This is a genomic window from Luteibacter sp. CQ10 (genome assembly GCF_040900725.1).
Lineage (GTDB): Bacteria > Pseudomonadota > Gammaproteobacteria > Xanthomonadales > Rhodanobacteraceae > Luteibacter.
Map to the genome: position 1 here is coordinate 340324 of NZ_JAEUYM010000003.1, position 20271 is coordinate 360594.

The 20271-nt window shown below is 68.3% G+C and carries 20 protein-coding genes; 8 read left to right on the forward strand and 12 right to left on the reverse strand.

Annotated elements, in window-relative coordinates; translation table 11 throughout:
* Positions 1 to 11: 11 nt before the first annotated feature.
* From JNG39_RS14550 to JNG39_RS14560, 3 genes are all read right to left on the reverse strand, one after another.
* Complete coding sequence (locus JNG39_RS14550) at positions 12 to 902, reverse strand: carbon-nitrogen hydrolase (protein ID WP_368312425.1); 891 nt, start codon at positions 900 to 902, stop codon at positions 12 to 14.
* Between the two features lie 17 nt (positions 903 to 919).
* A complete protein-coding gene (locus tag JNG39_RS14555; RefSeq protein ID WP_368312426.1) occupies positions 920 to 1954 on the reverse strand; it encodes an agmatine/peptidylarginine deiminase in 1035 nt (344 codons plus the stop codon).
* Positions 1955 to 2117: 163 nt separating this feature from the next.
* Positions 2118 to 2447 carry a hypothetical protein gene (locus JNG39_RS14560; protein WP_368312429.1) on the reverse strand — a complete coding sequence of 110 codons (330 nt, stop codon included), beginning with the start codon at positions 2445 to 2447 and terminating at the stop codon, positions 2118 to 2120.
* A 177-nt stretch (positions 2448 to 2624) separates the two neighbouring features.
* On the opposite strand from JNG39_RS14560, the gene JNG39_RS14565 reads away from it, so the two are divergent.
* The 6 genes from JNG39_RS14565 to JNG39_RS14590 all read left to right on the forward strand — a co-directional run bounded on the left by JNG39_RS14565 (position 2625) and on the right by JNG39_RS14590 (position 10010).
* Positions 2625 to 4514 (forward strand): ATP-binding cassette domain-containing protein, encoded by a 1890-nt coding sequence (locus tag JNG39_RS14565; protein ID WP_144910078.1) that lies wholly within the window; start codon positions 2625 to 2627, stop codon positions 4512 to 4514.
* A 2-nt stretch (positions 4515 to 4516) separates the two neighbouring features.
* Positions 4517 to 5446: a phosphoglycerate mutase gene (locus JNG39_RS14570; protein WP_368312431.1), complete on the forward strand. Its 930-nt coding sequence runs from the start codon at positions 4517 to 4519 to the stop codon at positions 5444 to 5446.
* Positions 5443 to 7152, forward strand: coding sequence for a single-stranded-DNA-specific exonuclease RecJ (recJ, locus tag JNG39_RS14575; protein ID WP_368312434.1), 1710 nt, complete (start codon positions 5443 to 5445; stop codon positions 7150 to 7152). Before JNG39_RS14570 ends, recJ begins: the two co-directional genes overlap by 4 nt.
* 19 nt (positions 7153 to 7171) lie before the next feature.
* On the forward strand, positions 7172 to 8146 hold the full coding sequence (locus tag JNG39_RS14580) for a multidrug resistance efflux transporter family protein (RefSeq protein ID WP_368312436.1): 975 nt from the start codon (positions 7172 to 7174) through the stop codon (positions 8144 to 8146).
* A 53-nt stretch (positions 8147 to 8199) separates the two neighbouring features.
* Entirely contained in the window at positions 8200 to 8628 is a 429-nt protein-coding gene (locus JNG39_RS14585; RefSeq protein ID WP_368312438.1) for a hypothetical protein, read from the forward strand.
* A 173-nt stretch (positions 8629 to 8801) separates the two neighbouring features.
* A complete protein-coding gene (locus JNG39_RS14590) occupies positions 8802 to 10010 on the forward strand; it encodes an MFS transporter (RefSeq protein ID WP_368312439.1) in 1209 nt (402 codons plus the stop codon).
* On the opposite strand, the gene JNG39_RS14595 is transcribed toward JNG39_RS14590, so the two are convergent.
* From JNG39_RS14595 to JNG39_RS14635, 9 genes are all read right to left on the reverse strand, one after another.
* Entirely contained in the window at positions 10007 to 11800 is a 1794-nt protein-coding gene (locus JNG39_RS14595; RefSeq protein ID WP_368312442.1) for an alpha/beta hydrolase family protein, read from the reverse strand. The genes JNG39_RS14590 and JNG39_RS14595 overlap by 4 nt on opposite strands.
* Complete coding sequence (gene pqqE / locus JNG39_RS14600; protein ID WP_368312443.1) at positions 11797 to 12957, reverse strand: pyrroloquinoline quinone biosynthesis protein PqqE; 1161 nt, start codon at positions 12955 to 12957, stop codon at positions 11797 to 11799. The genes JNG39_RS14595 and pqqE overlap by 4 nt, the downstream gene beginning before the upstream one ends.
* Positions 12929 to 13204: a pyrroloquinoline quinone biosynthesis peptide chaperone PqqD gene (gene pqqD / locus JNG39_RS14605; protein ID WP_368312445.1), complete on the reverse strand. Its 276-nt coding sequence runs from the start codon at positions 13202 to 13204 to the stop codon at positions 12929 to 12931. The genes pqqE and pqqD overlap by 29 nt, the downstream gene beginning before the upstream one ends.
* Positions 13201 to 13950, reverse strand: coding sequence for a pyrroloquinoline-quinone synthase PqqC (pqqC, locus tag JNG39_RS14610; protein WP_368312446.1), 750 nt, complete (start codon positions 13948 to 13950; stop codon positions 13201 to 13203). Before pqqC ends, pqqD begins: the two co-directional genes overlap by 4 nt.
* A gap of 8 nt (positions 13951 to 13958) precedes the next feature.
* Positions 13959 to 14873, reverse strand: a complete 915-nt coding sequence (gene pqqB / locus JNG39_RS14615) for a pyrroloquinoline quinone biosynthesis protein PqqB (RefSeq protein ID WP_368312449.1) — start codon at positions 14871 to 14873, stop codon at positions 13959 to 13961.
* Between the two features lie 60 nt (positions 14874 to 14933).
* Positions 14934 to 15011 (reverse strand): pyrroloquinoline quinone precursor peptide PqqA, encoded by a 78-nt coding sequence (gene pqqA / locus JNG39_RS14620; RefSeq protein WP_144910575.1) that lies wholly within the window; start codon positions 15009 to 15011, stop codon positions 14934 to 14936.
* Positions 15012 to 15145: 134 nt separating this feature from the next.
* Complete coding sequence (locus JNG39_RS14625) at positions 15146 to 16051, reverse strand: LysR family transcriptional regulator (RefSeq protein WP_368312452.1); 906 nt, start codon at positions 16049 to 16051, stop codon at positions 15146 to 15148.
* A gap of 5 nt (positions 16052 to 16056) precedes the next feature.
* Positions 16057 to 16923, reverse strand: a complete 867-nt coding sequence (tesB, locus tag JNG39_RS14630) for an acyl-CoA thioesterase II (protein WP_368312454.1) — start codon at positions 16921 to 16923, stop codon at positions 16057 to 16059.
* A gap of 41 nt (positions 16924 to 16964) precedes the next feature.
* Positions 16965 to 17534, reverse strand: a complete 570-nt coding sequence (locus tag JNG39_RS14635; protein ID WP_368312457.1) for an N-acetylmuramoyl-L-alanine amidase — start codon at positions 17532 to 17534, stop codon at positions 16965 to 16967.
* 45 nt (positions 17535 to 17579) lie between these two features.
* Between JNG39_RS14635 and JNG39_RS14640 the strand changes: the two genes are divergently transcribed.
* Both JNG39_RS14640 and rlmKL read left to right on the forward strand, forming a co-directional pair.
* Complete coding sequence (locus JNG39_RS14640) at positions 17580 to 18098, forward strand: alpha/beta hydrolase (protein ID WP_368312459.1); 519 nt, start codon at positions 17580 to 17582, stop codon at positions 18096 to 18098.
* Complete coding sequence (gene rlmKL / locus JNG39_RS14645) at positions 18095 to 20236, forward strand: bifunctional 23S rRNA (guanine(2069)-N(7))-methyltransferase RlmK/23S rRNA (guanine(2445)-N(2))-methyltransferase RlmL (protein ID WP_368312460.1); 2142 nt, start codon at positions 18095 to 18097, stop codon at positions 20234 to 20236. Before JNG39_RS14640 ends, rlmKL begins: the two co-directional genes overlap by 4 nt.
* Positions 20237 to 20271: the final 35 nt, after the last annotated feature.

Consider the following 20271-nt stretch of genomic DNA (forward strand, 5'->3'; position numbering starts at 1 on the left):
GGGCGTGGGCGTCAGTCGCGGAAGCGCTTGGTCAGGTCGCCGTAGGCGTCGATGCGGCGATCGCGCAGGAACGGCCAGATGCGGCGAACGTGCTCGCTGCGCTCCATGTCCACGTCGCACAGCAGCACTTCCGGCGCGTCGGTGCCGGCCTGGGCGAGGAACTCGCCCTGCGGACCGGCGACGAAGCTCGAACCCCAGAACTGGATGCCCGCGCCGACGTTCGACGGATCGGCCTCGTAGCCCGTGCGGTTGCACGCGAGCAGGGGCAGCCCGTTGGCCACGGCGTGGCCGCGCTGCACGGTGATCCATGCCTCGCGCTGGCGCGCCTTTTCCTCATCGCTGTCGTTGGGATCCCAGCCGATGGCGGTGGGGTAGAACAACAGGTCGGCGCCGGCCAGCGCCATCAGGCGGGCGGCTTCGGGATACCACTGGTCCCAGCACACGAGCACGCCGAGCTTGCCCACGGAGGTGCGGATGGGCTCGAAGCCGAGGTCGCCGGGCGTGAAGTAGAACTTCTCGTAGAACGCCGGATCGTCGGGGATGTGCATCTTGCGGTACTTGCCCGCGATCTCGCGCGAGCGGTCGAACACCACCGCGGTGTTGTGATAGAGCCCCGTGGCGCGCTTCTCGAAGATCGAGGCGACGATCACCAGCTTGAGTTCCTCGGCGAGCGCGCCGACGCGATCGGTGCCCGGGCCGGGAATCGTCTCCGCGAGGTCGAACACCTCGACGCTTTCGCGCTGGCAGAAGTACGGGCCGTTGTGCAGTTCCTGCAGCAGCGCCAGTTCGGCACCGGCCGCGGCGGCCTTGCGCAGGCCGGCTTCGATGGCGTCGAGGTTGGCGTCGCGGCTGCCGTGGTCGACTTCCTGGATGAGGGCGACCTTGAGGGTCTTGCGGGTCATGTCGTTCTTCCTCGAATTCAGTGGGCGACGTCGGCCGGGAGCTGCATGGTGATGCAATGCAGGCTGCCGTTCTGCCAGATCAGCGGACGGCACGGCACCTGCACCACCTCGCGGCCCGGATGGGCCAGGCCGATGACGCGCGCGGCGTCGGCGTCGACGCGATCGCCATAGGCGGGCACCAGCACCGCGCCGTTGACGATCAGGTAGTTGGCGTAGGACGCCGCGAGGCGGCGACCTTCGTCGATGATCGGCTGAGCCCAGGGCAACGGGTGCAACACGTACGGCTCGCCTTCCGGCGTGCGCAATGCGGCGAGTTCGGCGGCCATGCGGCCAAGTTCGTCGAAGTGCGGATCGCTGGCGTCGTCGCAGGCCTGGTAGACGATGCCGCCGTCCGGGCTGAAGCGCGCGAGTGTGTCGATATGGGCGTCGGTGTCGTCGCCTTCAAGGTAGCCGTTGTCCAGCCACAGCACGCGGTCGGCGTGCAGGGTGGTGGCGAGCGTGTCGGTCATCGACTCGCGGCTGAGCGTGGGATGGCGCTGCACCAGGCACTTCCAGGTGGTGAGGATGGTGCCCTTGCCGTCGCTCTCGATGCCGCCGCCTTCCAGCGCCCAGTCGATGCGCTTGTGCGGCAGGCCTGACAGCACGCCGCGCTGGAGCAGGCCGGCGATGATCGCGTCGTCCTGCTCGGCGCCGAACTTGCCGCCCCAGCCGGTGAAGCGGTAATCGTTGAGCAGCACGCCGTCGGGTCCGGTGAGCGTGATCGGGCCGGAGTCGCGCAGCCAGGTGTCGTCGTAGGGCAGCTCGATGAAGTGCAGGCGCGACATGTCGGCGCCCGCCTGTTCGGCCAGCGACCGGGCGCGCTCGCGCAGCTCGGCGTCGGCCACGATCACGTGCAGCGGTTCGAAACGGGTGACCGCCGCCGCGAGGGCCACGTAGGTGGTCTCCACCTCGGCCAGGCGGTCGGCCCAGTCGGTACCCGCATGCGGCCAGGCGATGAGTACGCCGGCCTGCGGCTCCCATTCGGCGGGCAGGCGGTAGGAGGTGTCGGTCATGGTCGGCTAGGGGGCTTGGGGGAAGCCCTCTATTGTAAGGCCTGAGGATGACCGCGCGCCTATCGCCGATACGATCGGCTCCCACCCCTTCGGTAGCCGGGCTTCGGCAAGCGGGCTACCGAAGGGGTGGGAGCCGATCGTATCGGCGAACCGTGCGGAGCGATCACCTCGGATTCGAGGGATCCTTGTTGTTCCCGGCCGGCGTATTGAGCACCGTGTGAATGACCCGGCTGCGCTCGAAATAGACGATATATCCCGGATACATCCAGCGGTTGATCACCGGCTGCCGGCGGCTGCCGCCACCGCGGGCGTCGAGCTTCGACGTGGGCGCGCCGAAGCGCTTCTCCACCTCGGCCATGGTCATGCCCTTGGCGGGCAGGTTCATGCCCTTTTCCTGTTGCACGCGATGCACGAGGAGGTCGTCGCCGGCGTGGACGGACGAGGCGGCCGCCGCCAGTGCGAACGCGACGAAAACAGGCTTGAAAGTGTGCATATCGGCTCCGTTGCGCTCCCCATGCGGCGCAGGACGCCGTTGTAGCAGATCGCCCCGTGGCACGCCACGGGAGCGGTGCGGCGGCCTTCACGGCTGTGTGCTGCGTCGCGTTTCGGGCGACGGGGGCACGGCCGGGCGGCTATCATGCGCAGTCGCCTACACGCCTGACCTCACGCCATGATCTCGTTCCGCAACCTCGCCCTGCGCCGGGGCAGCCGCACGCTGCTGTCGCAGATGGACCTCACCATCCAGACCGGCTGGAGCCTGGGCGTCATCGGCCGCAACGGCTGCGGCAAGTCCACGCTGTTCGCGGCGCTCAAGGGCGAACTCGAACCCGAAGTGGGCGATCTGGACATGCCCTCGAAGGTGCGCTTGGCCTCGGTGGCGCAGGAAACCCCGGCCTTGCCCGACCCCGCCATCGAGTACGTGCTCGGCGGCGACGTGGAGGTGGCCGCCGCGCTCAAGGCCGAGCAGGACGCCTACCTCGCGGAAGACCACGAAGCCGTGGCCGCCGCGCACCATCGCATCGAGGAACTCAACGGCTACGACGCGCGCTCGCGCGCCGGCCGCCTGATGCACGGCCTGGGCTTCAGCCCCGAAACGCACGAGCAGCCGGTGGCCTCGTTCTCCGGCGGCTGGCGCGTGCGCCTGAACCTCGCCCGCGCGCTGATGGCGCCGTCCGACCTCCTGCTGCTCGACGAGCCCACCAACCACCTCGACCTCGACGCCGTGCTCTGGCTGGAAGAGTGGCTGCGCCGCTACCAGGGCACCCTGCTGATCATTTCGCACGACCGCGAATTCCTCGACGGCGTGATCTCGCACACGATGCACCTGCACGACGGCACGGCGAAGCTCTACACGGGCAATTACACGCAGTTCGAGCGCCAGCGCGCCGAGCACCTGCGCCAGCAGCAGATCGCGCACGAGCGCGAACAGGCCGAGCGCGCGCACCTGCAGTCGTTCATCGACCGCTTCAAGGCGAAGGCCAGCAAGGCCAAGCAGGCGCAGTCGCGCATGAAGCGGCTGGAGAAGATGGCCGGTACGGAGGCCGTGCGCGCCGAACGTTCTTTCAGCTTCTCCTTTCCCGCGCCGGATCGCCTGCCCACCTCGATGCTCCAGCTCGACCACATCGACGCGGGCTACGGATCGCACGTGGTGCTGCGCGACGTGGCCTTCGGCCTGGAGTCGGGTGACCGCATCGGCCTGCTCGGACCCAACGGCGCGGGCAAGTCCACCATGGTGAAGTCGCTGGTGGGCGACCTTGCGCCGATGACCGGCGAACGCGGTTTCCACAAGGACACGAAGATCGGCTACTTCGCCCAGCACACCGTGGAAAGCCTGATCGAGGGTTCCAGCCCCTTCGATCATCTCCAGCAGAAGGCTCCGAACGCGGGCGCGCAGGTGCTGCGCGATTACCTCGGCACCTGGAATTTCCCCGGCGACCGCGCCTTCGAACCCGTGGACGCGTTCTCGGGCGGCGAGCGCGCGCGCCTGGCGCTCGCGCTGATCGCCTGGGACAAGCCCAATCTCCTTCTGCTCGACGAGCCCACCAACCATCTCGACCTCGACATGCGCGAAGCGCTGGCCGATGCACTGGCCGCGTTCGACGGCGCGCTGGTGCTGGTGTCGCACGATCGCCACCTGCTCGGCATGGTTTGCGACGAGTTCTGGCGCGTGGCCGACGGCAAGGTCGAGCCCTTCGACGGCGATCTCGACGATTACGCGAAGTGGCTGCGCAGCCGTGCCACCACGCGCAAGACCGCCGCCGTGGCCTCCGCCGCGCCGGAGGCGCCCATCCAGGCGTCGGCAAAGGAAAAGCGCAAGCTCAGCGCCGAAGAACGCGAAAAGGAAAAGCCGCTGCGCGCGCGGGTGAAGAAGATCGAATCGCTCATCGCCGACATGGACAAGGAACTGACGTCCATCGAGACGAAGCTCGCCGATCCCGCGGTGTACGAGGGCTCCACCGCCGAACTCATGCGACTGGGCCAACGCCAGACGGCATTGCGTGGCGAGAAGGAAGCCCTCGAGATCGAATGGCTCGAGATCCTCGAGAAGATCGAGGCCTGACGATGACGCGCGTGCTCAACGTCCTGCTTCCCGGACGCGACAAGCTCGCCTTCGTCGCCGACTTCGCCGGGTGGATCGCGCGCGGCACCGAGTTTCCCGTCGCCAGGGCCGGTTACCTGCATGCCCTGGCCGAACACTTCCGCTGGCCCGGCGGCCCGCTGCCTGCCGCGGCGCTGATTCGCCAGGCGGTGGCCGGCGATGCGGGCGACGCGCTCTGGGTCTGCGCCGATCCCGCCTGGGTGCAGCCCGAACTCAACGGCGCGCGACTGCTCGGTTGCGGCAACCTCGCCGTGAGTGCCGACGACGCCACCGCGATGGTGTCGGCCTTGCGCGACACCTTCGACGAGCAGGGCATGAGCCTGCTCGTCGGCGATCCGCAGCATTGGCAACTGCGCGTGCCGGGGGACCTGCCCGTGCCCGCGTTTCCCGATCCGGAAGAAGCGCTCGGCGCAGATCTCTTCGGGCAGTTGCCGCAAGGGGAGGAGGGACGCCGCTGGCGCGCGCTGCTCAACGAGGCGCAGGTCGTGCTGCACAACCTTCCGCAGAACGCCGAACGCCTGCGCGACGGCCTTCCACCGGTGAACAGCGTCTGGCTGTGGGGCGCGGGCGCCATGCCCGAATGGGTGGAATGTGGGCAGGGCCGCATCTACAGCGACGATCTGCTGGTGTGGGCGCTGGGTCAGAAGGCCGGCGTCGACGTGCAGTCCCGCCCGGTGGCGCGTGGCGTGCCCGCCGACGGGCCGGGTGCGACGGACGTGCCGTTCGCCTTGCTGGATCTGCAAGACGTGCAGCCCACCGCGTTCGACCGCGACTGGTGGCCCTGGCTGCGCGGGCGCCTCGAATCCGGCGACGAGCTGCGCCTTTCTTTCGCCGACGGCCGCCGGACGGTGCTGCGCAAGCTCCACCGCCTGCGCTTCTGGCGCAAGCCATGACCGCGAAGGTCTGGCGCCGCCGCGTCGTCGACGATGCGCCCAGCGGCTGGCCCGGGCACGTGCATCCCGTGGTCCAGCGTCTCTACGCGGCACGCGGGGTGAGCACGCCCGACGGCGCCGAACACAAGCTCGCGCACATGCTCGCGCCCAGCCTGCTCGGCGGCATGGACCGCGCCGTGGCGTTGCTGATGCAGGCCATCGACGAGGATTGGCGCATCGTGGTCGCGGGTGACTACGACTGCGACGGCGCCACCGGCACGGCCGTGGCCGTGCGCGGCTTGCGGTTGCTCGGCGCGAAGCACGTCAGCCACGTGGTGCCGAATCGTTTCGTGCACGGTTACGGCCTGGGCGAGGCCCTGGTCGCCTCGCTGGACCCCGCGCCCGACCTCATCGTCACCGTCGACAATGGCGTGGCGAGCGTGGCCGGCGTGGCGGCGGCCCGTGCGCGCGGCATCCGCGTGCTGGTGACCGACCATCACTTGCCCGGCGAGGTGCTGCCCGACGCCGACGCCATGGTGAATCCCAACCTGTCCGGCGACGGTTTTCCGAGCAAGGCGCTGGCGGGCGTGGGCGTAATGTTCTACCTCCTGCTCGGCCTGCGCGCGGCGATGCGCGAGGCCGGCCGCTTCGCGCACGAGGCGCCCGATCTGGGCGTGCTGCTCGACCTCGTCGCGCTGGGCACCGTCGCCGACCTGGTGCCGCTGGATTTCAACAATCGCGTGCTCGTCGAGGCGGGCCTGAAGCGCATGCGTGCCGGGCGCGCCTGCGCGGGCATCGTGGCCCTGGTCGAGGCGAGCAACCGCTCGGTGGCTTCCGTGTCCGCCACGGACCTCGCCTTCGCCATCGGCCCCCGCCTCAACGCGGCCGGCCGGTTGGAAGACATGTCGCTCGGCGTGGCCTGCCTGCTGACCGACGAGGTCCATATCGCGCGGCGTTACGCGGAGCAGTTGTCGGCCATCAACCAGGAACGTCGCGAAGTGCAGGCCGGCATGGTCGACGAAGCCGAGCGCATGGTGGCGAAAGCCGCGCACGTGGGCGCGGTGGGCGTGGCGTTGTTCGATCCCGGCTGGCATGCCGGCGTGGTCGGACTGGTGGCGTCCAAGCTCAAGGAAAAACTGCATCGCCCCGTGCTGGCGTTCGCGCCGGCTGGCGACGAGAGCGACGAGTTGCGGGGTTCGGCACGGTCGATTCCCGGCTTCCACATCCGCGACGCGCTGGCGGAAATCGATGCGCGGCATCCTGGCCTCGTGTTGCGCTTCGGCGGACACGCGATGGCGGCCGGCCTGAGCCTCAAAGCGAGCGACTTCGACCGTTTCGCCGCCGCGTTCGACACGGTGGCCCGCGCGCACCTCGACGACGAGCGCCTGCAGGCCTGCATCCATACCGACGGTGAACTCGACTACCGCGACCACACGCTCGACCTCGCGCGGCAGCTTCGCCATGCCGGGCCATGGGGGCAGGGGTTTCCGCCGCCGCTGTTCGAGAACGTGTTCGAGTGCGCGTCGTGGAAACCGATGGGCACGCGCCACCTCCGTCTGCAATTGCGCCACACGCAGGGCGGCGTACCGCTCGATGCGGTGATGTTCGGTTGCTACGACGGCACGCCGCCGCCGCCGCGGTTCCGTGCGGCATACGAGTTGACGGTCAACGATTGGCAGGGCAGGGAGAGCCTGCGCTTGCTGCTCACGCATCTCGAACCCGTCTGAGCTCTGGCATAGTCCGCCCATGCCATCCAACGCCACCAAAGCCGTCGCCATCGCGCTCCTCTCGGCGCTGTTCTTCACCCTCACCTACGTGCTCAACCGCGCCGTGGTCAGCGGCGGTGGCCATTGGCAGTGGGCGGTGATCCTGCGTTACCTCCTCACCTTGCCGTTGCTCGCGGTGGTGTTGCCGTTCCAGGGCGGCCTGGGCGAACTGCCGCGCGAGCTGCGTACGCATCCACGCAGTTGGCTCGCGTGGAGCGGTGTCGGCTTCGTGCTGTTCGGCGTGCCGTTGACGTGGGCGGCCAGCAGCGGCCCGTCGTGGCTGGTGGCGGGAAGCTTCCAGACCACGGTGCTCGCCGGACCCTTGCTCGCGCCGTTCATCTATCGCGACGAACGCGCGCGCTGGCACGGCGGCGTATTGGCGATCGGTGTTCTGATCGTCGCCGGCGTGCTGTTGCTCCAGCTCGGCCATGCGCACGGCGCACTCGACGCGTCGGCCTGGCTGGCGGTGGCTGCCGTGGTCCTCGCGGCGTTCGCGTACCCCCTGGGCAATCGGATGATCCTGCTGCACCTGGAGCGCACCGGCACGCGGCTGGGCGCCGTGCAACGCGTGTTCGGCATGACGCTGTCGAGCTGGCCGTTCTGGTGGGTGCTGGCGATCGTGTCGTGGATCGTGGTGGGGCCCCCTTCGTGGCGCGAGGTGATGTTGGCCGGCGGGGTGGCCCTGTCATCGGGCGTGATCGCCACCGTGCTGTTCTTCCATGCCACCGAGCGGGTGGGGCGGCAGCCGACCGCGCTGGCCGCGGTAGAGGCGATGCAGGCGGCCGAGCTGCTGTTCGCCACGGTGATCGGCTTCGTCTTTCTCGGTGAGTCGTTTCCGGGACCGTTGGCCGCGTGCGGCGCGGTAGCGATCGTGGCGGGCATCGTCGCGTTCGCCTGGGCGAGTGGGCGCGAATCGGTGCCTGACCCGGCGGTAAGCACCGATCGCGGCGCCTGACGGGTCACGGCAGATCGGCGTAGGCTGGAACGACCGTCAAGGGAGGTTTCTCCATGAAGACCCTCGTTCTCGCGCTGCTCGTCGGCCTTCCCCTGTCCCAACAGACACCGCCGCCAGGGATGCACCGTTCGCCCGCCCCGGAGGCGCAGCCCATGCGCCGGTTCGTCTGGCACGATGCCGCCGCCGGTTACACCTTCACCGGACCGCCGCGATGGGCGGGCGTGGTGCAGGCCGTGCCGTTGGAGTCGGGGCATGGGGTGAGGTTCGTCACCGATGGCAAAACCGTGCTGACGCTGCGCAGCGGGGACGACGCGCAGGCGAAGGTGCGGGAAGGGACGGGGGAGCGGGAATTGTCGCGGCGGGATGGGCGGGTGGTGACGGCGCAGGTGGGGGAGGGCGCGGGAGCGTTGGCTTTGTCGGACGAGGAAATGGCGTCCGCGGTCCAATGGGATGGTGGTGGGTCTGCGGAGGCCGACCGTTAAGTCACCCAGGAGTGCCGGGCTTCGTGGGTTCGCCTTTGGTCGCCGAACGCTTGCTACCGAAGGGGTGGGAGCCGATCGTATCGGCGAATCGGGCTGGCGATGATTCGCCAGACATATCGAACCGGATGTTTCGCGATATCGATCCGACTCAATTCAGGGTCTAGCCTTATCGCATGACCCACGCCATCGATATCACCGCCGACCGCCGCATCCGGCACGGCACGCCGGCCTTCCGGCGCACCAATCTCGCCCTGTTCTCGTCAGGCTTCGCCACCTTCGGCCTGCTGTACTGCGTGCAGCCACTGATGCCTGCGTTGTCGCATGCCTTCGGCGTGAACGCGGCGGAAAGTTCGCTTTCCCTGTCGCTGACCACCGGCGTGCTGGCCGTGGCGATGCTGTTCGCCGGCGCGTTGTCCGACGCCTGGGGGCGCAAGCCCATCATGCTCGCCTCGCTGCTGGGCTCGTCGCTGCTGGTGTTGGCCACGGCGGTGGCCACCGATTGGAGCACCCTGCTCGTGCTGCGCGCCTTGCTCGGCGTGACGCTCGCCGGCCTGCCGGCGGTGGCGATGACCTACGTGAGCGAGGAAATCCACGCCGACTCGCTCGGCTTCGCCATGGGCCTTTACATCGGTGGCAACGCCATCGGCGGCATGGGCGGTCGCCTCATCGCGGGTTTCGCCGCCGACCACGCGTCGTGGCGTGTCGCCGTGGGCGTGATCGGCCTGTTGGGCCTCATCGCCGCCGCGCTCGTGGCGAAGGGCTTGCCGCCGTCGATGCATTTCGAACGTCGCCGTGCACATCCCCGCGCACTGGCCTCGGCCTTCGGTTCGCTCTGGCGTGACGCGGGATTGCCGTGGCTGTTCGCCGAGGGCTTCCTGCTCATGGGGGCCTTCGTCACGGTGTACAACTACGCCTCGTATCGACTGCTGGCGCCGCCGTTCTCGCTCTCGCAGTCGCACGTGGGCGCCATTTTCATGGTGTACCTGATCGGCGTCGGCAGCTCGGCCTGGATGGGCTCGATCGCGGGAAGGCTGGGGCGGCGCCACGTGCTCTGGATCACGCTCGTCATCATGCTGGCGGGCGTCGGGCTCACCACTTTCGACACGCTGTGGGCGATCGTCGGCGGCATCGCGATGCTGACCTTCGGTTTCTTCGGCGGGCATTCGATCGCGAGCAGTTGGGTGGGCAAGCGTGCCGCCGTCGCCAAGGCGCATGCGTCGTCGTTCTATCTGTTCTCGTACTACATGGGTTCGAGTATCGCCGGTTCGCTCGGTGGGCTTGCGTGGACGCATGCCGGTTGGGCGGGCGTGGCCGGTTACGTCACGCTGCTGGTGCTCGGCGGTCTGGCCGTCGCGTTGAAGTTGCGTCGCCTGCCCGGTTAATCCGCGAACGCCAACCGCGCATAGAACGCGTGCTCGTGCTCCAGCGCATGAGCGAGGTTGGCCGCCTGGCGGAAGCCGTGCCGCTCGTCGGGGTAGGCATGGTATTCGCACGGTACGCCGCGCGCGCGAAGCGCCGCCACCATCGATTCGGTCTGTTCGGGCACCACCACGGCATCGCGCAGGCCCTGGAAGAAGATCACCGGCACGTCGATGCCGTCGGCGTGCAGCAGCGGCGTGCGTTCGCGATAACGTGCCTCGTCGGCCACGGGGTCGCCGATGAGCCAGTCGAGGTAATCGGCCTCGAACTTGTGCGTGGCCCTGCCCAGCGCCAGCGGATCGCTCACGCCGTAGAGGCTGCCGCCGCCGCGGAAGACGTCGCGGAAGGCCAGCGCGCAAAGCACGGTGTACCCGCCCGCGCTGCTGCCGCGAATGAAGGCGCGCGCGGGATCGACGAGGCCTTGCGAGGCCAGCCATGGCACCACCGCGCAGGCGTCGTCCACGTCGGCCACGCCCCAGGCCGCGTGCAAGGCATCGCGATACGCGCGTCCGTAACCGGTACTGCCGCGGTAATTCACGTCGGCCACGGCGAAGCCCCGGCCGGTCCAGAACTGGATGCGGGCGTCGAAGACCGGATGCGTGGCCGAGGTGGGCCCCCCATGCACGAAAACCACCAGCGGCGGTCGCTCGATGCCCTCGGGCAGGTAGAGGAAGCCCCTTGCCGTCGCCTCGCCCACGGGCCACGAGATGGCGCGCGGCACCGTAATGCATGCGTCGGGGAGAGGCGCTTCACCGCCTGCCACGACCGTCACCTTGCCGGTCGCGGCATCGATGGCGAGCACCGTCGACGGTCGCGTGGGCGACGCGGCGATCGCGTACAGCGTTCCCCCATCGACGGCCAGGGCGCGGAAGCGGGTGTACGACGGTGCGAGATCCGTTCGCGTATCGCCATCGAGCAGCGACAGCCGGCCGAAACCCTGGTCGAACCAGGTGACGAACAGCCGCCCGTCGTCGAGCCCGACCCATGTATGCGTGCCCATCTGCCACGGCGCACCGGCATGATCGGCCGTCGGCGCGGGCAGCGGCTCGACGCGATCGGTGAAGCGCCAGGGTCGCCACCAGCCATCGCGATCGGTGAGGGCGACGAGTCGACCGCGCGCATCGAAGCCCGGTTGCTGCACGGCCTCGTCGCCATGCGCGACGATCCGTGGCGGCTGTCCGTCGACCTGGTGCAGCAGACGGGTACGGGTCCATGGCTGGTGCGGGCGACTCCATGCGATCCATGCCATCGCGCCGCCATCGCGCGACACGCACGGCGAGGCGTAGAAATCGTCGCCTTCGGCCACCACCCGCCGTGCGCCCGAGCCGTCGAAGGCGACGAGACGGTGGGTCGGAAATGCGCCGTCCGCGTGATGTTCCTCCACGGCGAGCACGCGCCCGTGCACGGCATCGTGCACGAGGTCGCCGTAGCGCCCGCCGTCGATGCCGCCAAAGCGGACGGGTGCGCTCCCGTCGAATTCCTGGCGATAGATGGCCTGGTCGCTTTCGTTGACGAAGAACACCGCATGCCCGGCGAGGCAGAAAGTGCCGCCGCCGTATTCATTGACGCGACTGCGCACGCTGTAGCCGTCCGGCGTAAGGCAGGTGGCCCGTCCGTCGCGATGCAACCAGAGGCGTGTCGCGCCGTCGGCGGGATCGAAGCGGCCATAGGCGAGGATGCCGGCTGCCGCGGCGAGTTCGGTGAAGTCCGCGCTGGCGGCGACGGCCTGGGCGGCATCGAGCGTCGTCCTCATGAGGGCGTCACCCGGGCGATGAGCCGGGAATTGGGTGCATTGCGATAGGTCAGTTCATCGATGCGTTTCGCCGCCGTGTCGGCTTCGTCGCGCGCGGCGAGGATGAGATCGTGCCTGGGCGACTTGGCGCAGACCGGATCGGTGGCGGCGGCGTCGCCGGTGAGCATGAAGGCCTGGCAGCGGCAGCCGCCGAAATCCTTGCCTTTCTCGTCGCACGAGCGACAGGGTTCGGGCATCCAGCCGTCGCCGCGAAAATGATTGAAGCCGGGCGATCGGTACCAGATGTGTTCCAGGCCGTGCTCTCGCACGTTGGGAAATTCGATGGGCAACTGGCGCGCGCCGTGGCAGGGGAGCGCCGTGCCGTCGGGCGTGACGGTGAGGAAGATGCTGCCCCAGCCGCTCATGCAAGGCTTGGGCCGCTCCTCGTAGTAATCGGGCGTGACGAAGATCAGCTGGCAGGGATGGTTTTCCCTTGCCAGCCGCTCGCGATACGCGTTGGTGACGCGTTCGGCGTGTTCCAGTTGCGCGCGCGTGGGGAGCAGGCCGAGGCGGTTGAGTTGCGCCCAGCCGTAGAACTGGCAGGTGGCCAGTTCCACGTAATCGGCTTCCAGCGAGAGGCATAGCTCGATGATGCGGTCGATGCGATCGATGTTGTGCCGGTGCGTGACGAAGTTGAGCACCATCGGGTAGCCATGGGCCTTCACCATGCGTGCCATGGCGAGCTTCTGCGCGAAGGCTTTGGGCGAACCGGCGATGAGGTTGTTCATGTCCTCGTCGCTGGCCTGGAAACTGATCTGGATGTGGTCGAGCCCGCGCTCGCGGAACAGGGCGATCTTCTCTTCGGTGAGGCCGATGCCGGAGGTGATGAGGTTGGTGTAGAAGCCGAGCCGCCGGGCTTCGCCGATCAGTTCGGGAAGATCCTGGCGAACCAGCGGCTCGCCGCCGGAGAAACCCAGTTGGGCCGCGCCCATCGCGCGCGCCTCGCGCAGCACCCGAACCCATTCGCCGGTGGTGAGTTCCTGGCCTTGCGCGGCGAAATCCAGGGGATTGGAGCAGTAAGGGCACTGCAACGGGCAGCGATACGTCAGCTCGGCGAGCAGCCAGAAAGGCATGCCGGGACGGTTGGGGTCAGTCGAATCGGAGCCAGTGCTTTTCATGGGCCACCTGCATGAAGCCGTCGACGTCGGCACCGATCTCGTCGGCGTCGGCGTCGGTGAATTCGGCGGCGAGCGCGACGACGATCGCTTCGATGCTGCGTTTGCCGTCGATGAGTTCACCGATCATGCCCGCGCTCTCGTTGAGACGGACCATGCCTTCGGGATAGAGGAGAACGAAGGCGTCCTGCGCGGGTTCCCATTGGAACCGGTAACCGGGACGCCATTGCGGGATACGCTCGCGGCTCATGGGGCGATACCCCGGTGCCAGGCGCGTTCGTTCGTGACCGTATGGTATGGCGGGCGTTGCAACTCGTAGGCCATGCTCATGGCGTCGAGCATGCTCCAGAGGATGTCGAGCTTGAACTGCAGTATCTCGAGCATGCGTTGCTGCGCATCCCACGTGGTGTAGTGGTCGAGCGTGATGCTAAGGCCGTGTTCGACGTCACGACGCGCCTGGCCGAGCCGGGTGCGGAAATAGTCGTAGCCGTCCTGGTCGATCCACGGATAGTGCTGCGGCCAGCTGTTCAGCCGCGCGCGATGGATTTCCGGGGCGAACAGCTCGGTGAGGGAGCTGCTCGCGGCCTCCTGCCAGCTCGCGCGCCGGGCGAAGTTGACGTAGGCATCCACGGCGAAACGCACTCCGGGCAGCACGAGTTCCTGCGAGAGTACCTGTTCGCGGTCGAGCCCCACCGCCTCGGCGAGCTTGAGCCACGCTTCGATGCCGCCGCCTTCGCCGGGTGCGCCGTCGTGATCGAGGATGCGCTGGATCCATTCGCGGCGCACGGCGCGATCGGGACAATTGGCGAGGATGGCCGCGTCCTTCAGGGGAATGTTCACCTGGTAGTAGAAGCGATTGGCCACCCAGCCCTGGATCTGCTCCCGCGTGGCGCGGCCTTCGTACATCGCCATGTGGTAAGGGTGATGGATGTGGTAGTAACGGCCCTTGTCGCGAAGGGCCTGTTCGAAGTCGCTGCGACTGAGCGCGGTGGTCACGTGGCGTCCTAGAGTCGTATGCCCATGCCGTCCCAGGCGACGTCGATGCCGCGTCGCGTAAGCTCCGCGCGCTCGGGCGAATCGTCGTCGAGAATGGGATTGGTGTTGTTGATGTGGATGAGGACACGTCGCGGCACGCTCGACAGGCGATCGAGCACCTCGAGCATGCCGCCGGGCCCGTACTGCGCGAGATGGCCCATCTCCCGGCCGGTGCGCGTGCCGACGCCGCGACGACGCATTTCGTCGTCGTGCCAGAGCGTGCCGTCGACGAGCAGGCAGTTGGCCTGGGCCATCACGGCGAGCAGTTCGTCGTCGACCTCGCCCAGGCCGGGGGCGTAGAACAATCGACCACCGGTGTCGATGTCTTCCACCACCAGGCCGATGTTGTCGCCCGGGTGGGGATTGCCGCGATGCGGCGAATACGGCGGTGCGGCGCTGCGCAGCGCGAACGGCGCGAACCGGAGTTTCGGGCAGGCGCCGATGACGAACGGTTCGCCCGGAACGATGCGCCGGTGCACGAGGCCGCCGTTCCAGTGGGTGAGCATGCGGAACAGCGGAAAACCGGTGCTGAGGTCCTCGTGGACCATGTCGGTGCACCACACTTCATGCGGGCAGCCTTCGCGCAGGCTCAGCAGCCCCGTGGTGTGGTCGATCTGGCTGTCCAATAGCACGATGGCCGCGATGCCGGTGTCGCGCAACGCGCGGTTCTGCTGCATCGGCGCGAACGCGGCCAATTGCGCACGGATGTCCGGGGAGGCGTTGCACAACACCCAATGCACGCCATCGTCGGAAATGGCGATGGACGATTGCGTTCGCGCGGTGGCGCGGAGCGTGCCCGCGCGGAAGCCCGCGCAATTGGCACAGTTGCAGTTCCACTGCGGAAATCCGCCTCCGGCGGCCGAACCCAGGACCTGGATATGCACGGGAATCCGTTGTCGGGGAAAAGAGGACACGCCCCGGCGAACCGGGGCGGTGAAGCACGATCAGCGGTTGGAGACGTACATCGTCACTTCGAAGCCGAGACGCAGATCGGTGTAGGCGGGTTTCTTCCACGTACGCATGAAGGGTCCTCGGGGATGGGCGCCAGACAAGCCTGGCATTCCCGAGATTAGCACCGCCCCCGTGTGGGGAAACTGTGTACGGGATGGCATTTTCCAAGTCGCGCCGGAAACGTACAAAAATGCCGTTCAGGCCGTCACGATTTGCGAATGCCGTCGGCAAGCAGGGTCGCCGCGAACACCTTCACCAGCGCCGACGCGTCGTCGCGCCGATGGGCGAGGTGCAATTCGCTGGCCGCGTCCGGTGAATCGATGGCGAGATAGACCACGCCGTCGATCCGCACGTGGCGCAGTGCGCGCGGCAACACCGCCACGCCGAATCCGGCGGCCACCAGCCCGATCATCGTCGAGGCCTCGCCGGCCTCCTGCGCGATGCGGGGAGTGAAGCCCGCGTTGCGGCACATCGCGAGGAACTGATCGAGGATGCCGGTGCCCGCGGCGCGATTGAAGGTGACGAATCGCTCGTCGGCGAGTTCCCGCATGCGTATGCCACGGGCACCGCGCTTCGCCAGCGGATGATCGGCACGCATCACGGCCACGAGCGGGTCGTCGACGATCTTGTGCGATATCAGCGGCGCGGGCAGGGCGGTGGCGCGGAGCAGCCCCACCTGCTGGCGACCGTCGAGCAAGGCCTCGATCTGCTGCAGCGTGTTTCGCTCCACCAGCGCGAGCCGCACGGCGGGATACGCTTCGCGAAACGTATGGATGGCCTGGGAGAAGCGCTCGATCAACGGCGTCGACCGGGTGAAGGCGACCTGCAGTTCGCCGATCTCCCCGCGACTGGCGCGTAGCGCCAGCTCGGCGGCATCGTCGACACGGCCGAGGATGTCGCGCGCGGCGGCCAGATACGCCGTGCCGGCGTCGGTGAGTTCCACGCGGCGGTTGGTACGCCGCAGGAGGCGCACGCCCAGCATCGACTCGAGATCGCGGATCTGCTGGCTGAGCGGTGGCTGGGAGATGCCCAGCCGCTCGGCGGCGCGGCTGAAGTGCAACTCGTCGGCCACGGCGATGAAGTAACGCAGGTGCCGCAGATCGACGTTCATGGGGCTCAGTCGGGCCGCACGCGAATGAGGCCTTCCTGCGCGGTGGAGGCGACCAGCCGGCCGTCGCGCGAGTAGATCATGCCGCGTGCGAGGCCGCGGCCGCCCTGCGACGTGGGGCTGTCGAACGAATAGAGCAGCCATTCGTCGATGCGGAACGGGCGATGGAACCACAGCGCGTGGTCGAGGCTGGCCATCTGCATGTTGCGGGTAAGGTACGAGATGCCGTGCGGCAGCGTGGCCGTGCCGATCAGGTGGAAGTCCGATGCGTAGGCGAGCAACGCCTGGTGCAGCGACAGCGTGTCGTCGACCGGTCCGGTCAGGCGAAACCAGATGTGCTGGTACGGCGGCCGCTTGGCCGGGCGCAGTTCGTCGCGCGGCCATACGTGGCGGAACTCGAAGGGTCCGTCGATGCCCAGCCAGCGCTGGGTCTTCTCGGGCAACCGGCCCAGTTGCTCGGCGTTGAGCGCAGGCATCGGCTCGACATCTTCCGGCGCCGGCACCTCGGGCATCGACATCTGGTGCTCATAGCCGGTTTCCGGCTCCTGGAACGAGATGGAGCCGTTGAGGATGGGCTGGCCGTGCTGGATGGCGACCACGCGCCGCGAGGAGAACGAGCCGCCGTCGCGCGTGCGTTCCACGCTGTAGACGATGGGCGCGTCGATGTCGCCGGCGCGCAGGAAATACGCATGCAGCGAGTGCGCTTCGCGGTTGGGATCGACCGTGCGCTGGGCGGCCGACAGGGCCTGCCCCAGCACCTGGCCGCCGAAGACGAAGCGGGTGCCGATGTCGCGGCTCTGGCCGCGGAAGAGGTTGTCTTCGAGGCGCTCGAGCTGCAGCAGTTCGACGAGTTCGCCGACGTGGTTGTCCGACATGGGGATCCTGGGTGGCACGCGATGGAGACGGATTCGGCCGATTATAGCGGGGACGCCGCGACCAGCCGCTCGAGGGGCAGGGCGGCGAACACGCGCTCCCAGGGAAACATCGGGCCGGGGTCGCGCTTGCGCGGCACCTCGCGATCCGGCGCGTCGCTGGCGGGGACGGTGGCCAGGTCGAGGTCTTCGTGGCCGGCGACGTGCCGCAGCGACGGGAAGCGCTCGATGAGATGGACCAGCAACCCGCGCAGGGCGTCGAGCTGCGCTTCGGTATAGGGTTCGGTCATCACCTGGTTGTCCGAGCGGAACCAGTCGGGATAGCGGCCGAGGTTGACCAGCTCGATGCCGATCGAGCGCGGGTTGTACCCACGGGTGTGGTTCGCGGTGCGCAGCGGATCGACGTAGCAGAGCACGGTGCCGTCGCGGTCGACGTAGTAATGGCCGCTGGCGCCGGTGCCCCGGTCTTCGTAGAGCACGCGCTCGCCATATTCGCGCGCCATGGCCAGGTCCGGCAGTTCGGTGCAGTGAATCACGACGAGGTCGACGCCGTCGGCGGCGCGTTCGGGCAGGCGGGCTTCGTAGGGGAGGGGGGCGTACAGGATGTCGATCATGGCGCTTTGATAACATAGCCGGTCATTCCGCGTACGGAGACCGCCATGCGCGGCCACATCATCCTTTCCCACGGTTCCGATTCCGGTCCCGACGCCACCAAGGTCAGCGCGCTGGCGGCCCTGGCCGAGTCCCTCGGCTGGTCCACGGTCCGCCCGGATTACCGCGAACACGACCTCCACGGGTATGCCGGCTCGGTCGATCCGCGCCTGGCCGTCCTCGGCGAGGCCATCGCCGCGTCGCCCGTGCCGCCCGTGCTGGTCGGATCGAGCATGGGCGCGTTCGTCTCGGGCCTCGCGTCGCTGGACGCGCCGGTGGCCGGGCTGTTCCTGCTGGCCTTGCCGACCCGCATCCCGGGCTATCCGCGCGACATCGCGGTGCGGCCGGGCGTGCCGTCGTTCCTCGTGCACGGCTATGCCGACGACGTCTGCCCCGTCGACGAGGCCATCGGCTTCGCCCGCGGACAGGGCATGCCGGCCCTGCTGGTGAACGACGACCATCGCCTGGGCGCCACCCTCGGCGACATCGAGGCGTCGTTCCGCCGCTTCCTGGATGGCCTCGCATGAAGTTCTTCGCCACCTGCCCCAAGGGCCTGGAATACCTGCTCAAGGACGAACTGGCCGCCATCGGCGCCGATCACGTGAAGGAGGCGCTGGCCGGCGTGTCCTTCGAAGGCTCGCTGGAAACCGCCTATCGCGCCTGCCTGTGGTCGCGCATGGCCAGTCGCGTGTTGCTGCCCCTGGCCGAGTTCGAGGCCGACACGCCGGAGGCCCTCTACGAGGGCGTGCAATCGGTGGACTGGGCCGAACACCTCGCTGCACACGGCACCCTGGCCGTGGACGCCAACACGGCCCAGAGCAAGCTCACCCATAGCCAGTTCATCGCCCTGAAGACCAAGGACGCCATCGTCGACCAGTTCCGCGCCGCCAGCGGCGCGCGCCCCGACGTGGATCCCGAGGAGCCCGATCTTCGGGTGAACGTGCGCCTGCGCCGCGATCGCGCCACGCTGTCGGTGGATCTCTCCGGCTCGCCCCTGCACCGTCGCGGCTGGCGCGAGCGCCAAGGCGAGGCGCCGCTAAAGGAAAACCTGGCCTCGGCCATGCTCGTTCGCGCCCAGTGGCCGCGCATCTACGCCGAAGGCGGCGCCCTGGTCGATCCGATGTGCGGCTCGGGCACCCTGCTGATCGAGGGCGCGCTCATGGCCGCCGACGTGGCGCCGGGCCTGCGCCGCGGCTACTACGGCTTCCTCGGCTGGCTCAAGCACGACTACGCGCTCTGGCGTGGCCTGTGGGACGAAGCCAAGGCCCGCGCCGACGAGGGCATGCGCAACCTGCGCCCGGTGTTCTTCGGCAGCGATTCGGACGCGAACATGGTGCAGACCGCCAAGCGCAATGCGCAGGCGGCCAACGTGGCCGGCTTCGTCCACCTGGACCGTCGCGACGCCGTGCACGTCGAGCCGCCGCCGGAAACGCCGCTGGGCCTGGTCATCACCAACCCGCCCTATGGCGAGCGCCTGGGCGATCGTGCCGAACTGCCGCGCCTCTACCAGGATCTCGGCAAGGCGCTCAAGGAGCGTTTCCCGGGCTGGCGCGCCGCCGTGCTGGCCGGCGACGAGGAGCTGGGCCGTGCCCTGCGTCTTTCTCCCGACAAGCGCTACGCGCTGTTCAACGGCGCCCTGGAGACCCCGCTGCTGACCTTCAGCCTGCGTGCCCGCGACGAAGCGCCCCGCGAGGCCAGGCCGCTCTCGGCGGGCGCGGAGATGCTGAAGAATCGTCTCGAGAAGAACGTCCGCCACCTGCGTAAGCGCCTGTCCCGGGAGGGCATCACCTGCTGGCGTGCCTACGACCAGGATCTCCCCGAATACGCCGCGGCCATCGACGTCTACGAAGACTGGCTGCACATCCAGGAGTACAAGGCGCCGCAGGACGTGCCGGTCGACGTGGCGCGCATCCGCATGCGCGAGATCGTCCGCGTGGCGGGCGAGGTGTTCGGCACCCCTCGCGAGCGCATTGCGGTGAAGACCCGTGAGCGCGGCAAGGGCGGCTCCAAGTACGGCCAGTTCGACCAGCGCGGCGAATTCGTGGAAGTGAGCGAGGGCGGCCTGGCCTTCCTCGTGAACCCCACCGACTACCTCGACACCGGCCTGTTCCTCGACCATCGCCTGGTTCGGGCGAAGATCCGCGAGCTGTCGGCCGGCAAGCACTTCCTCAACCTCTTCGCCTATACGGGCACGGCCAGCGTCTATGCCGCCGCCGGCGGCGCGCGGGATACCACCAGCGTCGACCTCTCGGGCACCTACCTCGACTGGGCGTCGCGAAATCTCGCATTGAACGGTTTCACCGGCGACCGCCATCGCCTGGTACAGGACGACGCCGTGGCGTTCCTGGAAAAGCGCTCGATGCAGTACGGCCTGATCTACGTCGACCCGCCGACCTTCTCCAACTCCAAGAAGGCCGACGACTTCGACGTGCAGCGCGACCACGTGAAGCTGCTGCTCCTGTGCGCCGAGCGGTTGCTGCCTGACGGCGTGATCGTGTTCTCCAACAATTTCCGCCGTTTCCAGCTTGATCGGGCGGCCCTCGAGCCCCATCTTTCCATCGAAGACTGGAGCGCGCAGAGCATCCCGTTCGACTTCGCCCGCCGTCACGATATCCATGGCTGCTGGTTGCTAAGGAAGCCGTTCGTGAACCCGTGGAGAACGTGAAAGACTCGTGCAGAAAACTTCAGTTCCGATTCAGT

Bases quoted from the DNA above. Each gene is read 5' to 3' on its own strand.
- JNG39_RS14550 (WP_368312425.1), bottom strand. From the start codon at position 902: ATGACCCGCAAGACCCTCAAGGTCGCCCTCATCCAGGAAGTCGACCAC.
- JNG39_RS14555 (WP_368312426.1), bottom strand. From the start codon at position 1,954: ATGACCGACACCTCCTACCGCCTGCCCGCCGAATGGGAGCCGCAGGCC.
- JNG39_RS14560 (WP_368312429.1), bottom strand. From the start codon at position 2,447: ATGCACACTTTCAAGCCTGTTTTCGTCGCGTTCGCACTGGCGGCGGCC.
- JNG39_RS14565 (WP_144910078.1), top strand. From the start codon at position 2,625: ATGATCTCGTTCCGCAACCTCGCCCTGCGCCGGGGCAGCCGCACGCTG.
- JNG39_RS14570 (WP_368312431.1), top strand. From the start codon at position 4,517: ATGACGCGCGTGCTCAACGTCCTGCTTCCCGGACGCGACAAGCTCGCC.
- recJ (WP_368312434.1), top strand. From the start codon at position 5,443: ATGACCGCGAAGGTCTGGCGCCGCCGCGTCGTCGACGATGCGCCCAGC.
- JNG39_RS14580 (WP_368312436.1), top strand. From the start codon at position 7,172: ATGCCATCCAACGCCACCAAAGCCGTCGCCATCGCGCTCCTCTCGGCG.
- JNG39_RS14585 (WP_368312438.1), top strand. From the start codon at position 8,200: ATGAAGACCCTCGTTCTCGCGCTGCTCGTCGGCCTTCCCCTGTCCCAA.
- JNG39_RS14590 (WP_368312439.1), top strand. From the start codon at position 8,802: ATGACCCACGCCATCGATATCACCGCCGACCGCCGCATCCGGCACGGC.
- JNG39_RS14595 (WP_368312442.1), bottom strand. From the start codon at position 11,800: ATGAGGACGACGCTCGATGCCGCCCAGGCCGTCGCCGCCAGCGCGGAC.
- pqqE (WP_368312443.1), bottom strand. From the start codon at position 12,957: ATGAAAAGCACTGGCTCCGATTCGACTGACCCCAACCGTCCCGGCATG.
- pqqD (WP_368312445.1), bottom strand. From the start codon at position 13,204: ATGAGCCGCGAGCGTATCCCGCAATGGCGTCCCGGTTACCGGTTCCAA.
- pqqA (WP_144910575.1), bottom strand. From the start codon at position 15,011: ATGCGTACGTGGAAGAAACCCGCCTACACCGATCTGCGTCTCGGCTTC.
- JNG39_RS14625 (WP_368312452.1), bottom strand. From the start codon at position 16,051: ATGAACGTCGATCTGCGGCACCTGCGTTACTTCATCGCCGTGGCCGAC.
- tesB (WP_368312454.1), bottom strand. From the start codon at position 16,923: ATGTCGGACAACCACGTCGGCGAACTCGTCGAACTGCTGCAGCTCGAG.
- JNG39_RS14635 (WP_368312457.1), bottom strand. From the start codon at position 17,534: ATGATCGACATCCTGTACGCCCCCCTCCCCTACGAAGCCCGCCTGCCC.
- JNG39_RS14640 (WP_368312459.1), top strand. From the start codon at position 17,580: ATGCGCGGCCACATCATCCTTTCCCACGGTTCCGATTCCGGTCCCGAC.
- rlmKL (WP_368312460.1), top strand. From the start codon at position 18,095: ATGAAGTTCTTCGCCACCTGCCCCAAGGGCCTGGAATACCTGCTCAAG.